This is a genomic window from Lacrimispora sp. 210928-DFI.3.58 (assembly GCF_020554865.1).
GTDB lineage: Bacteria > Bacillota > Clostridia > Lachnospirales > Lachnospiraceae > Enterocloster.
Genome location: NZ_JAJCIC010000016.1, coordinates 1 through 12,890 on the forward strand (window position 1 = coordinate 1; position 12,890 = coordinate 12,890).

Here is a 12,890-nt window from a genome sequence, read left to right on the forward strand (position 1 = left end):
ATTTATGGCGCAGCCATGAATTCCAACAGAGTGGCGACTTTGTCGACACTCTGAATCCGGACGGTTTTATAAACCGCCGGATTTTTTTCAATAACTATATTGGACCTTCTGCCCTGTATCTCTCCATCTCCTCACACAATTCCTCATAATCCCGGTCCATGTCCTTCAGCATATCCTCTGCCAGAAAGTTCTGATACATCAGATAAATAACGGCTGCCGTCAAAACTGCGATCATTGTTACCAGTACCGCAACGGCCCTACGGCATCTTTCCTTTTCCTCCATTTCCTTCACCTCCTGATTATAAGACGAATAAACTCTGCCGCGGGTTTTAACAGCTCGCATGTTTCATACTGCGATACTGCGGCCGCCAGCGGCTCTATTCTCTTCTTGAAAGCTCAGAAACAGGCGCCTGTAACCGTATTATCTCCTGTAATTCTTTTTGTTCCTCCCTTCACCTGTTTTTTAATCCTTCCCGCCCTCTACCAGACATTCTAACTGGCAGTCAAAGGGCTCCGCCTCCACGTGACGCCTGTCATAGACCTGAGCCTCCACACAGCCCATGGCCCTGTAAAACGCCTGGGTCTCAACAGAGGAATGTGCTGATATATAAAGCTTTCCTGCTCCCTGCCCCCTGGCCCACTCTTTTGCCGCGAGAAAAAGGCATTTTCCCACTCCCTGACCGCGCATATCCTCTGAAACATGAATACTTGACAGATCAAGATACCTCTGTCCGCCGCCGTAGAGCCCCGGCTCCACCGAGACAAAACCCTTCAGCTCTTCATTTTGGAAAGCTCCGTATACAAAGCCTCCTGTACAAAGGGTATTTTTAAGGCATTCCACCAGGAACTGATAATCCTCCTCGCTCCAGTCGTCAATAAAGGGGACATCCCGGATCACCCAGGCCTCCTCTTCCTTTCTCCAGCATTTTGTAACCCTTTGATGGCGGATAAAATCCTTAAAAAGCTCTCTGCATATCTCATCTTCATGCAGGCATCTGTAGCGGATCATATCTCTCTGTACCTCCCTGTAAATTTTCTCTACTAGAGAAAGAAGCTCTTCCTCTGTTTCTCATTTCTATGGGTGTATTATATCGTATTTCAAAGCTTTGGAAAATCAGGATTTTTTCCTTCTGCCAAATGGTTATACAGTACTTGTATTTACCCGCACTTTTGTGCTACAATGTGTAAAAGTAAAAAAACAATTTAGGAGATACTAACATGGCTTCAAGAAAAGGAAATTTAATGGAGGTCAGGGACGATGTTAAGGTCCTTGACGCAACACTGAGAGACGGCGGACTCTGCAACAATTTTATGTTCACAGACGAGTTCGTGTCCGAGCTTTACAAGACAAATATCAAATGCGGCGTGGACTATATGGAATTTGGCTACAAGGCCAGTAAAAATATGTTCAAGAAAAGCGATTACGGAAAATGGAAGTTCTGTGATGAAGAAGATATCCGCAGCATCATTGGTGAGAATATTTCAGATATGAAAATTGCCGTTATGGCAGATGTTGGCAGATGCGATTACAAGACCGACTTTCTGCCGAAAAATGAAAGCGTGATCGATATGGTACGGGTTGCCTGCTATATCCACCAGATCCCCTCAGCCATTGAGATGATCGAATATCTGCATCGTCTCGGTTACGAGACCTCCTGCAATGTGATGGCGATCTCCCAGGCCAATCTGGACCAGCTGCAGCAGGCCCTGAAAATGATCTCCGCCTCCAGCGCAGATGCCATTTATCTTGTGGACAGCTACGGATCCCTTTACCCTGAGAACGCATCCGAGCTTGCCAAGGTGTATCTGGCAGCAGTGGAAAACACCGGGAAAAGCATTGGCTTCCACGGACATAACAACCAGAATCTGGCCTTCGCCAACACCATCGAGACCTTATCCTACGGCGTTTCCTATGTGGACGCCACGATCCAGGGCATGGGCCGAGGCGCCGGAAACTGTGCAATGGAGCTGCTTTTGGGCTTCCTGAAAAACCCAAAGTACAACCTGTACCCGCTCCTGTCCTTTGTTGAAAACTATATGCTTCCTCTGAGAGAGCAGGGAGTTCTCTGGGGGTATGATCTCCAGTATATGTTTACCGGCCTGCTCAACCGCCATCCGCGGGAGGCCATTGAATTTACTAATAAGAAGCGCAGCGATTATTCCGAATTTTACAAATCACTGCTGGACAACTTTTAAAACCTTATTTACTAAAACTCCCATCCATATTATAATATACACAGCCTTATACAGGCAAAAACACAAGTATGGATAGTAGGAGGAGAAAAAATGGCGAATCTGAAGGATATTGCACAGATGTCAGGAGTCTCCAGCGCAACGGTATCCCGTGTATTGAACCATGATGAAACCCTGAGCGTATCGGAGGATACCAGGGAGAAGATATTTGAGATCGCAAACCAGCTGGGATATGTTAAAAAACAGAAGGCCAAGGCAGCAAAACAGACAAGATCCATTGCCATCATCGAATGGTGTACTTTAGAGCAGGAGCTGGAGGATATGTATTATCTGAATATCCGCCTGGGTGTGGAAAAATACTGCACCATGAAGGGGATCGAGATCAACCGCTTCTATAAAGGGGACGCCAATATGCGGATGGGCGTGGAAAATGCCTACGGCGTAGTGGGGATCGGAAAATTTTCCCACGAAGAGGCCATGGAATTTAAGAAGCTGAACTCCAATATCATCTTCACTGCCATGATCACCTCGGAGATCAATGTTACCACCATCTCCCTTGATTTTGAAAATGCGGTCCTCGATGTGATGGAATACCTGCTCTCCTGCGGCCACAAACGGGTTGGCTATCTGGGAGGAAAGGAATATGTGGGGCGAAAGCAGGAGCTCTATCACGAGAAGCGCAGGGAGGGTTTTCTGGAATATTGCCAGGAGCACCATTTAGACTGTGAGGGAAATATTTACGAAGAGGAATTTACCACTGACTCCGGCTACCGCATGATGGTCCAGGCTATTAAAAAGGGAAACATGCCCACGGCCTTTTTCTGCGCCAGTGATGCCATTGCCATAGGAGCCATGTCCGCTCTTCATGAATATGGCATCGAGGTCCCGGAACAGATATCCATTGTGGGCTTCAACAACATCAACAACTCCAAATTCACCAGCCCGCCCATGACAACGGTGGATACGCCCACCCTGGAAATGGGATTGTTCGCAGCAGAGTATGTGGCAAAGCACAGGGAGCGGATCCCCATACGCGTGGTGATGCCCTGTAAATTGGAGATACGTAAATCAGTAAAAAAGCTGTAAAAGCAGCTGCCTGGGAGCCAGCATTCCGCTGGCTTCTTTTCTTTTGCCCTTCTTTTCCTTCATCTTGAAAATAATTTAGTAAAATATTTAATATTTAACTAAATTTATATTGACATTTTACCTATGGATTATTATAATCAAATTAGCAATCAGGAAACGTAAAAAACCCTGGGGAATCCGAAGTTGCAGTCGGTAATTTTAGTAAAAACACATTCAAACAAATGGAGGGTTATGTAATGGCAATGACGAAGGAAGAAGTTACAATGGTCGGCTTAGAGATCGTGGCATACGCAGGAGATGCCAGGACAAAGCTGCTGCTGGCTCTGGAGGAGGCTCAGAAGAAAAACTTTGCCGCCTGTGACCAGCTCATCAGGGAGGCTGACGACTTACTGAAGGACGCACACAACGCCCAGACAGACCTGCTGGCTATGGAGGCCAGGGGCGAAAGCGCAGAGATCGGTTTTATCAGCATCCACGCACAGGATCATCTGATGACTACGATCCTGTTAAGAGATGTCATGAAGCACCTGATCAACATTTATAAGCATCAGTAGGGGGAAGGATCATGGATGTATTGGTAAAGCAGATTGAAAAGGCAAAGCCTTTATTTGAAGGCATTTCCAGAAACAAATATTTGAGGGCGATCAAGGATGGCTTTGTGGCTGCCATGCCCATCGTACTGTTCTCCAGCATCTTTATGCTGTTAGCCTATGTGCCAAATATTTTTGGATTTTACTGGAGTGAAAACATTGAGAAAATTTTACTAAAACCATATAACTATTCTATGGGAATTTTAGGGCTGGTAGTTGCGGGAACTACGGCAAAGAATTTTACGGATACTCTGAACAGGGATATGCCGGCCAACAATAAGATCAACAACATCTCTGTTTTGCTGGCTTCTATGGTCGGATATCTGATCCTGGCTGTGGACACCATAGACGGCGGCTTTGCCAACGGATATCTGGGTTCGAAAGGCCTGCTGACAGCTTTTGTAACTGCCTTTGTGACAGGCCATGTCTACCAGTTCTGCATCAAGCGGAATCTTACCATCAAAATGCCCGATTCCGTTCCACCCAATATTTCCCAGACCTTTAAGGATGTGATTCCCTTTGGGGCTGCCGTCATCATCTTCTGGCTCTTTGACCTTGCCTTCCGCAATGTATTCGGCTTTCATTTCGCCCAGGGAGTCATCACCTTCTTCCAGCCATTATTCACGGCTGCAGACGGCTATCTCGGTTTAGCCATCATTTACGGAGCTATGGCCCTCTTCTGGTTTGTGGGTATCCAGGGTCCGGCGATCGTGGAGCCTGCAGTGGCGGCCATCTACTATGTAAACATTGCATCTAATCTGGAATTGTACCAGTCCGGACAGCACGCATTCAACATCCTGACCCCCGGCGTCCAGCAGTTTATCGCCACCCTGGGTGGCACCGGAGCTACTCTGGTCGTTCCCTTTATGTTTGCTCTGATGGCAAAGTCCAAAGAATTAAAGTCCATTGGCAAGGCAGCTGCCATACCGGGCCTGTTCGGTGTCAATGAACCGATCCTCTTTGGTGCGCCCCTTATCTTAAACCCCATATTTTTCATTCCCTTTATCGGAGCACCGATCATCAATGTATGGCTCTTTAAGATCTTTGTGGATGTATTGGGAATGAACAGCTTTATGTATGTACTTCCATGGACCACTCCGGCGCCGATCGGCCTGATCATGGGATGCGGCTTTGGCCTGTGGGCCATTGTCCTGGCTGTCCTGCTGATCGCAGTAGATTTTGTGATCTACTATCCCTTCTTTTTGGTGTATGACCGCCAGAAAGTAGCGGAGGAAGCAGAGAAGGCAATGGCCTCTGTTCCGGAAACGTCCCAGGACACCCGGAAGGCTCAGGCTTCGGAGGTTCCTCAGGCCTCTCAGACCGCACAGACCTCCCAGACTCCACAGACCCCGCAGGCCTTACAGGCTTCACAGTCTTCTCAAGCCCAAGCAGCCGGCATCCAAAAGCCGGATGGCATCTCTGAGGACAACCCGCTCAAGGTCCTGGTCCTCTGCGCCGGAGGCGGCACCAGCGGACTTTTGGCCAATGCCTTGAAGAAAGCAGCAGACGAAAAGAAGGTGCCTCTCATCAGTGCAGCAGGCTCCTACGGTGCCCATATGGATATTTTAAAGGATTATCAGATGGTGATCCTGGCTCCTCAGGTGGCTTCCCAATACGTAAACCTGAAAAAGGATGCCGACGCTTTCGGCATCAAAACAGTCGCCTGCCAGGGCAAGCAGTACATAGAATTGACCAGGAACCCCCAAAAGGCATTGGAATTTGTCATTGAACAGCTCACACAGAACGAATAAAGGAGGCTTTTGCTATGAGATTACCAGAAGATTTTATTATGGGCGGCGCTACGGCAGCCTATCAGGCAGAAGGAGCTGTCACTGCGGACGGCAAGGGCCGTGTTGCCTGGGACACCTATTTGGAAAAACAGGGAAGATTTTCACCGGAACCTGCCAGCGATTTCTACCACCAGTTTCCCGTGGATTTGAAGCTGTGCCAGCAGTTTGGGGTAAACGGAATACGGATCTCCATTGCGTGGTCCCGTATATTCCCCACCGGCACCGGAGAGCCCAACCAGGCGGGCGTGGACTTTTATCACCGTCTTTTTGAAGAATGCAGAATGCGCCAAGTGGAGCCTTTTGTAACGCTGCATCATTTTGATACCCCGGATGAGCTGCACAAGGCAGGCGATTTTCTCAATCTGGATACCATCGATGCCTTTGTACGCTATGCCAGGTTCTGCTTTGAGGAGTACAAGGATCAGGTCACATACTGGATCACCTTTAATGAGATCGGGCCGGTAAACTTTGGGCAGTATATCACCGGAACATTTCCGCCGTCTATCAAATATGATGTTCCCAAGGCGATCCAATCCATGCATAACATGATGACAGCTCACGCAAAAGCTGTGCTGGCCTTTGAAGAGCTTCATATACCGGGAGAGATCGGCATTGTCCAGGCTCTGGAGGGCAAATATCCTGACCGCGATATAGAAAAGGACAAGGAAGCAGCTGCAATGGAGGACGTTCTGTGCAACAAAATGCTTCTGGATGCCACCTTTAACGGCGACTACAGCTTTGACACCAAACGCAGGCTGAACAACATTCTAAGAGCATATTCCGGCGAGCTGACGATCCATTCCGGTGACATGCAGGCCTTAAAGGAGGCAGCCAAATACAATTGCTTCCTGGGCGTCAATTATTATCAGAGCCATTTTATCAGGGCCTATAGCGGCGACAGCCTGATCTGCCACAACGGCACAGGAAAAAAGGGCAGCTCCATCTTCCGTCTAAAAGGGATCGGCGAGCGGAATTTTGAAAATGACATTCCAAAAACAGATTGGGACTGGCTTATCTATCCGGAAGGCCTGCTTGATATGCTGCGCCGGGTAAAGAAAGACTATCCTAACTATAAAAAAATTTACATCACAGAAAACGGCATGGGCTACAAAGATGACTTTGAAAATGGTATTATAATGGATGGACCCAGGATCGATTATGTGAAAAAACATCTGGAGGCCATAGCAACAGCCATTGAAGAGGGAGTGAATGTCAAAGGCTACTTTATCTGGTCACTGATGGACGTCTTTTCCTGGTCTAATGGCTACAACAAACGTTACGGCCTGTTCTATGTTGATTTTTCCACCCAGAAACGGTATCCAAAGGAGTCTGCATACTGGTATAAGAGGGTCAGCGAGACAAAGGAGATCATGTAACAGGGCAGACGCCGAACAACGGGAAAGGAACGGATATACATATATGAAATATGAAGGTGTCATTTTTGACTTCAATGGAACGCTATTCTTTGATAATGACAAGCATGTGGGCGCCTGGGGACAGATCTCTCAGGAGCTTCGGGGAAGAGGGATCACCCAGGAGGAGCTTTTCAACCACATGAATGGGGTTCCTAATGAAAAGATCATCGAATATCTGTCCGAAGGAGCATGCGTAAACAAGCAGGAATACTCGCGGAAAAAGGAAATGATCTACAGGCGGCTCTGCAAGGAGGACAAAGAGCATTTCCATCTGGTAAGCGGAGCAGAAAGGCTGTTTGACGCCCTGAAGGATGCCGGTATCCCCTTTACCATTGCCAGCGCCTCCATCCGGGAAAACATTGACTTTTTTGTAGAAGAATTTCATCTGGACCGCTGGATGGATCCGGAAAAGATCATTTACGATGACGGTACCTATGATTCCAAAAAGCAGATGTTCACGGATGCCGCCAGCGCCATCGGCTCCAGGCCGGAGAATACACTGGTCTATGAGGACTCCTTTTCAGGTATCAGGAGCGCCTGGGACGCCGGCATCAACAGCATTATCGCTGTATGTGAAAAAGGAAAAGAGGAAGAATACGCCCACCTTCCGGGAGTGATAAGGACGATTGAAACATTTGATGAGTTAATTGCGAAATAATGGGGAGTTTTTAAATAAGAAAAAGAGCAGGGCTTTTTCTCGGCCTTGCTCTTTTTCGCATCCATATCAAAGCTATTTGCCATTTTGGCCGCAGACGATAAAGGTTCCCTCCTGCTTGGTGATCATCTGATCATATCTTACTTCCCACGACCCTTAAGCCACTCCAAAGGAACGCCGGGATAATTGGTGATAATTCCCTCGCAGTCCCACTCATACAGCTTCTCCAGCCCTGCCAGATCATTCACCGTCCAGGCGTTGATGCCGATCCCGTGTTCCTTGCACTCCCTTACTGCCTCATCATCCAGAGCTGCTATATCCGGATGATAATATTCAAAGCCATAGCGCTTGCAGAAAAAGCCTGCATTTCCCAGCCCATGATCTCCCACCAGGGCACCGCAGGGAATCTCCGGCGCCAGCTCCTTCAGCCTCGCGATGGACATGGGATGGAAGGAGGAGAAAAGAATGCGGTCCTCCAGTCCGTATGCCTTGATGATTTCCAGCGTCTTCTCTTCAATCCCCGCATAATAAAATACGCCTGTCTTTAATTCCACATTTGTGAAAAAGGAGTAATCCTTTGCCCACCTGCAGTAATCCTCAAAGGATGGGATCGGCTGAAAACCAAATTGATCCCCCTTCACCTTTGATGCATTGAATTTTTTTAGCTCTTCATAGGTATAATCCCTGACATAGCCCATTCCATCTGTAGTGCGGTCGATCCTCTCATCATGGATCACCACCACTTTCCCGTCCTTTGTCATCTGCACGTCCAGCTCTATGCCATCTACACCCAGCTCTGCCGCTTTTTGAAAGGCCAGCATGGTGTTTTCAGGATATTTTCCACTGTAGCCTCTATGTGCCATTACCTTCATTGTTCCAATTCTCCCTCTGCTCTTAATCCCTGCTTCCATTTTCCGTGCCCCAGCTGCACAGGCAGACCTGGGGATCCGGCTTCCCGGTCCTTCGATCCCATGGACCGCTGTAAAGCCTTACCTCTGCTCCCTTTTCATCCGGGATAATGGTGAACACCTGGTAATACTCCCCCTGAACCATACGGATCTGCATCTCCAAACTGCCTCCGTCCAGCCACCTGGCCGCTGTCCATACCTCATAATCTCCCCACAGTGACCGGAGCAGCCCTCTTTTGGGGATGCCTGACATCCCCACAGGCAGCATTCCATGATTGCAATTGTCCTCATAGTATAGCCGGCCTTCCCCCTCTGCCGCCTCGAACCGCAGCCTTTTTATCCCCGTCCGGTGCTGCTCCGTCCATGTGGAAGTGAAGCAGTTGTTTACACGGCTGGCCGCCAGCACAGATTCCCTGTTTGGAGGAAACATGATATCCCTGCCCCATATACGCCCCCAGAGCAGCTCTGCCTCACGGCTGCCGGTTTCCTGTTCCATTGGCCAGATAATATGCAGGCTGTCCTTCCGGCGAAAAAGCTCTTCCTCCAGCTCTCCCTGGTTCTCCGGCAAACTCTCTTCCTCCATAGCCGGAACCAGATATTTCCACACAAGCCGGAGAACAGCCTCTGTATTGCACTCCCCGCAGGTGGTAATGACTGAGGCGTCAAGATCCTTCAGTACAATGCCGAACTGGCCGTACATCCCATCAAATCGGAATGTATTTGGAATCCGGCACATCCACACCTGATAGCCATAGCCGCATTTCCAATCCTCCCAATCCGGATTAGAGGCATCCATGGAGTCTTCAAACTGCACCGATGTCATCCGCCTGACCCAGTCCCTGGGGATCAGCTGCCGCCCCTCCCAGATGCCCTCATTCAGGTACAGGATCGTGATCTTTGCCATGTCCTCCGTCTTTAAGCGGCTTCCTCCTCCGCCCTGATCCTTGCCGGAGGTACAGGAATCACAGCACACGCCGCAGATCCCCAAAGGTTCAAATATCCTCAGCTGTAAAAACTGAAACAGGTTATATCCCGTTACCCTCTTTACAATGGCCGCCAGCATGTTAGTACCCATGGAATCATACATGAACACACTGCCCGGTTCATTGACCACCGGACGCTTTAGAAAGGCATACACCTCATCATCGCAGCCATGGCGTTCTGCTGTATCTGTGTGCCCGTTTGTCATGGTAAGCAGCGTGCGCAGTGTGATCCGGTCCAAGCGCCCTCCCTGGTGATCCACCTCATACTCAGGAAAATAGGAGATCACGGCATCATCTAACGCTATTCTTCTCTCCCCCTCCAGGATCCCAATGGCGGTGGCCACCAGCCCCTTTGTAAAGGAATGCATCAAATGCACCTCATCCAGACGGTAAGGCGCCCAGCTGCATTCATATGCCACTTTTCCATGGCGTGTAAGCATAAAGCTGTGAAGATGGTAACCGCCCTTTTCGATCTCTTCCAGAAAGCCTTTTACGCCCTCGGCAGATATCCCCGCCTCTGCAAGGCTGCAGCGCACCAAATTTTTTCCCTTATACACTCTCCTGCCTCCTCCCGCCAAAATACTTCTCTGAAAATATGCTTAAATGTTACTATGAAAGTTCCGCCGCCCATAGGCGGCACTAAGTTCAGGTATTCCAAATGCGCCCGCCAGACTTTCGCGGTGCGGTGGCGCGTCCGCCGGCCGGGCGCATGAAGGTTTACTATAAAAGTCCTGCCGCCGGGGTGGCGCGTCTGCCCGCCGGGCGCATGAAGATTCTTATGAAAACGTCCTCACACTGCCCTGGTCTGTGTAGGTGATCTCCCAGGCTTTGCTTCTCAGATCCACCCAAAGCTTTGCCCACTCCTCTTCAAGCCTCCAGCAGACATAAAGGGTATAGGGATCGCTCTCCAGTATCTCAAGCTCGCCGCCAAAGGCCGGATGGCTGTTTCGCAGCTCCATCATGCGCAGGAGCTTCTGCACCACCGGCTTTGCAAAGGCCTCCTCTGCCTGTTCCTTTGTGTAATATCCTCTGTTGATATCACGGCCGCTATCCGCCTTTTTCAAAATCTCATAATCATTTTCCCCTGCCAGCATTCCCACATAGTACACCATGGGGATACCCGGAGTAAAGAACTGGATGGCCCTGGCTGCCAGATACGTCTCGTCATCCCCGCCTAATGCTGAATAGTAGGTGCAGTTCACCTGATAGGCATCAAAATATGTATGGGAGGACTTTGTACTGATATTCCTGGACACCGGGCTGATCTCAAACAAACGGTCCAGCGTCCTTCGTATCTCATCATCGGGAAGCAGATGATAGGTATCCATAACGCCGATACCATCGTGGGTGTCCAGCGTGGTAAACTGATTCCTTGGACAGATCCTCATCCAGTTTTTCAGATAGATTCCATCCCCAAAATACAGGGCCTGCAGCACCAGCAGCGGCAGGGCGAAATCATAGACCGAGTAGCCTCTGGCTGCCAGCTTCAGCTGTGTAAAATACGTTTCATGGATCTCAGCGAGAGCTCGTACACCGTGGGGCTCCAGCACATCCTGGGCCTCCTTCAGGAGCTCCCACACCTGAGGCTCCAGGAAAAAGCAGCTGGTATCCGGCGCCTTTGTGGCATAGCCGAAGGCATCCAAACGGATCAGCGCCGCTCCCTGTCCAGCCAGGAATTCCAGATTATCCTTTATAAAGCGCCTTACCTCCGGCCTGGTACAGTCAAGGTCGATCTGCTCCGAGCTGAAGGTGCTCCAGATCAGCTCCTTGCTCCCATCTGCAAACTGCGCTTCCACGGAAGGACCCCCGTCCTTTCTCTTATAGATCTTTTCCATCTGTTCCCCGGTAGGAGCGCCGCCCTCCCAGAAATCCCGGTAACGGATAAAAAAATCCCGGTACTCGGATGCATCTTTCTTTTCAAGATAATCCAGATATTCCGGGCTGTGAGCAGAGACATGGTTGATCATGCAGTCATACATCAGATAATACCGCGATGCCAGACGCCGGATGTCATCCCAATCTCCAAATTTCGGATCCACCATCCGGTATGTGATCGGAGCAAAGCCCCTGTCTGCAGAGGAGGGAAAAAAGGGAAGAATATGCAGGCCTCCTATGGCATCTTTTACATATTTTTCCAGTATTTCCTCCAATTCCTTTAAGTTCTTTCCCATGCTGTCAGCATAAGTAATCAGCATGATCTGATTGCTTACTTTTTGAAACATTATGTAGTTCTCCTTTCCACAAAGGTTACAGGAATGATCTGGGTTGCCGGCACCTCCTTCCCTTCGATGAGGGCGATCATGGTAGCCATTGCCGTCTTCACCAGATCCTTTATATTCTGCCTCACAGTCGTAAGCGGCGGGTAGATCAGCCGGCTGAGGCAGATATCATCATAACCAACGATTTTCAGATTTTCAGGAATGCGGTAGCCAAACACAGCGGCGGCCTGAATACACTGTGCCGCAATAATATCAGAGCTTGCAAATATTCCATCCATATCCGGATTCTCGTTGAAGATCCGGCTGATCAGGCTGGAATACTCCATCTCCCGCAGCATCTCTTCATCTGCGGAATAGAGCTTGTATGAAACGCCCTGCCGCTCGCATTCTTTTGCAAAATATTCCGTTCTCTGATCTGCCTCCAGATGGAGGTCCTCCTGGCCGCTGATCGCGATCATGTTCCGGCAGCCTCTGGCGATCAGATGGCGGGCAGCAAGGTAGCCTCCCTGTACATTATCCGACATAATGGTGGGAAGTCCCGGAAACATATTGTCAACCATCACGGTCGGCACATGGATATCGCCTAGAAAATCGCTGTCCATAGAATGAGAGGCATAGATAATGCCGTCTACCATATTTCTGCGCAGCAGTTCCACGCAGTGCTTTTTCTTCTCATAATCATAATCTGCGGCAAACACCATCAGCTTATAGCCCCGCTGATAGCAGTCGTTCTCAAACTCATGGACCATCTCCCCAAAAAAGGGATGCTTGATGGTGGGAACGATCAGGCCCATGATACTTAAGCTGCTGTTTCCAAGAGCCCTGGCAACATCATTGGGGAGATAGCCCAGCTCATGCATCGCATCGTGAACCGCCTTTTTGGTCGCCTCACTTAAGGGGCCTCTGTTATTCATCACCCTTGATACGGTGGTCACAGAAACCCCCGCCTTACTTGCCACATCCTTGATCGTCGCCATATATGTACCTGCCTTCCTCTTTCCGGTTTGTCCTTCTTTGCATTCTCTTCTATTTTACCAACTTCCACCGCTTT

General features: G+C 49.3%; 12 protein-coding genes. 6 read left to right on the top strand and 6 right to left on the bottom strand.

What is annotated here, in order from left to right; translation table 11 throughout:
- Window positions 1-94 precede the first annotated feature (94 nt).
- Window positions 95-283 carry a hypothetical protein gene (locus tag LIZ87_RS11205; protein WP_227147040.1) on the bottom strand — a complete coding sequence of 63 codons (189 nt, stop codon included), beginning with the start codon at window positions 281-283 and terminating at the stop codon, window positions 95-97.
- A gap of 180 nt (window positions 284-463) precedes the next feature.
- Window positions 464-1,009, bottom strand: a complete 546-nt coding sequence (locus tag LIZ87_RS11210) for a GNAT family N-acetyltransferase (RefSeq protein ID WP_178314067.1) — start codon at window positions 1,007-1,009, stop codon at window positions 464-466.
- A gap of 209 nt (window positions 1,010-1,218) precedes the next feature.
- On the opposite strand from LIZ87_RS11210, the gene LIZ87_RS11215 reads away from it, so the two are divergent.
- The 6 genes from LIZ87_RS11215 to LIZ87_RS11240 all read left to right on the top strand — a co-directional run bounded on the left by LIZ87_RS11215 (window position 1,219) and on the right by LIZ87_RS11240 (window position 7,732).
- Complete coding sequence (locus tag LIZ87_RS11215; protein ID WP_178314069.1) at window positions 1,219-2,196, top strand: aldolase catalytic domain-containing protein; 978 nt, start codon at window positions 1,219-1,221, stop codon at window positions 2,194-2,196.
- A 90-nt stretch (window positions 2,197-2,286) separates the two neighbouring features.
- Complete coding sequence (locus LIZ87_RS11220) at window positions 2,287-3,279, top strand: LacI family DNA-binding transcriptional regulator (RefSeq protein WP_227147043.1); 993 nt, start codon at window positions 2,287-2,289, stop codon at window positions 3,277-3,279.
- Window positions 3,280-3,515: 236 nt separating this feature from the next.
- Complete coding sequence (locus LIZ87_RS11225) at window positions 3,516-3,833, top strand: PTS lactose/cellobiose transporter subunit IIA (protein ID WP_330664592.1); 318 nt, start codon at window positions 3,516-3,518, stop codon at window positions 3,831-3,833.
- Between the two features lie 11 nt (window positions 3,834-3,844).
- A complete protein-coding gene (locus LIZ87_RS11230; RefSeq protein ID WP_227147046.1) occupies window positions 3,845-5,620 on the top strand; it encodes a lactose-specific PTS transporter subunit EIIC in 1,776 nt (591 codons plus the stop codon).
- 14 nt (window positions 5,621-5,634) lie between these two features.
- Complete coding sequence (lacG, locus tag LIZ87_RS11235) at window positions 5,635-7,035, top strand: 6-phospho-beta-galactosidase (RefSeq protein WP_227147049.1); 1,401 nt, start codon at window positions 5,635-5,637, stop codon at window positions 7,033-7,035.
- A gap of 43 nt (window positions 7,036-7,078) precedes the next feature.
- Window positions 7,079-7,732: an HAD family hydrolase gene (locus LIZ87_RS11240; protein WP_178314177.1), complete on the top strand. Its 654-nt coding sequence runs from the start codon at window positions 7,079-7,081 to the stop codon at window positions 7,730-7,732.
- 137 nt (window positions 7,733-7,869) lie between these two features.
- Here LIZ87_RS11240 and LIZ87_RS11245 read toward each other — a convergent pair whose 3' ends face one another.
- From LIZ87_RS11245 to LIZ87_RS11260, 4 genes are all read right to left on the bottom strand, one after another.
- Window positions 7,870-8,601, bottom strand: coding sequence for a glycerophosphodiester phosphodiesterase (locus tag LIZ87_RS11245; RefSeq protein ID WP_178314179.1), 732 nt, complete (start codon window positions 8,599-8,601; stop codon window positions 7,870-7,872).
- 22 nt (window positions 8,602-8,623) lie between these two features.
- Entirely contained in the window at window positions 8,624-10,177 is a 1,554-nt protein-coding gene (locus LIZ87_RS11250) for a serine hydrolase domain-containing protein (protein ID WP_178314181.1), read from the bottom strand.
- Window positions 10,178-10,396: 219 nt separating this feature from the next.
- Window positions 10,397-11,842 carry a sucrose phosphorylase gene (gtfA, locus tag LIZ87_RS11255; protein ID WP_227147052.1) on the bottom strand — a complete coding sequence of 482 codons (1,446 nt, stop codon included), beginning with the start codon at window positions 11,840-11,842 and terminating at the stop codon, window positions 10,397-10,399.
- Window positions 11,842-12,816 carry a LacI family DNA-binding transcriptional regulator gene (locus tag LIZ87_RS11260; RefSeq protein ID WP_178316288.1) on the bottom strand — a complete coding sequence of 325 codons (975 nt, stop codon included), beginning with the start codon at window positions 12,814-12,816 and terminating at the stop codon, window positions 11,842-11,844. Before LIZ87_RS11260 ends, gtfA begins: the two co-directional genes overlap by 1 nt.
- Window positions 12,817-12,890 lie beyond the last annotated feature (74 nt).

Coding starts and splice junctions, on each gene's coding strand:
- LIZ87_RS11205 (WP_227147040.1), bottom strand. CDS start 283: ATGGAGGAAAAGGAAAGATGCCGTAGGGCCGTTGCGGTACTGGTAACA.
- LIZ87_RS11210 (WP_178314067.1), bottom strand. CDS start 1,009: ATGATCCGCTACAGATGCCTGCATGAAGATGAGATATGCAGAGAGCTT.
- LIZ87_RS11215 (WP_178314069.1), top strand. CDS start 1,219: ATGGCTTCAAGAAAAGGAAATTTAATGGAGGTCAGGGACGATGTTAAG.
- LIZ87_RS11220 (WP_227147043.1), top strand. CDS start 2,287: ATGGCGAATCTGAAGGATATTGCACAGATGTCAGGAGTCTCCAGCGCA.
- LIZ87_RS11225 (WP_330664592.1), top strand. CDS start 3,516: ATGGCAATGACGAAGGAAGAAGTTACAATGGTCGGCTTAGAGATCGTG.
- LIZ87_RS11230 (WP_227147046.1), top strand. CDS start 3,845: ATGGATGTATTGGTAAAGCAGATTGAAAAGGCAAAGCCTTTATTTGAA.
- lacG (WP_227147049.1), top strand. CDS start 5,635: ATGAGATTACCAGAAGATTTTATTATGGGCGGCGCTACGGCAGCCTAT.
- LIZ87_RS11240 (WP_178314177.1), top strand. CDS start 7,079: ATGAAATATGAAGGTGTCATTTTTGACTTCAATGGAACGCTATTCTTT.
- LIZ87_RS11245 (WP_178314179.1), bottom strand. CDS start 8,601: ATGAAGGTAATGGCACATAGAGGCTACAGTGGAAAATATCCTGAAAAC.
- gtfA (WP_227147052.1), bottom strand. CDS start 11,842: ATGTTTCAAAAAGTAAGCAATCAGATCATGCTGATTACTTATGCTGAC.
- LIZ87_RS11260 (WP_178316288.1), bottom strand. CDS start 12,816: ATGGCGACGATCAAGGATGTGGCAAGTAAGGCGGGGGTTTCTGTGACC.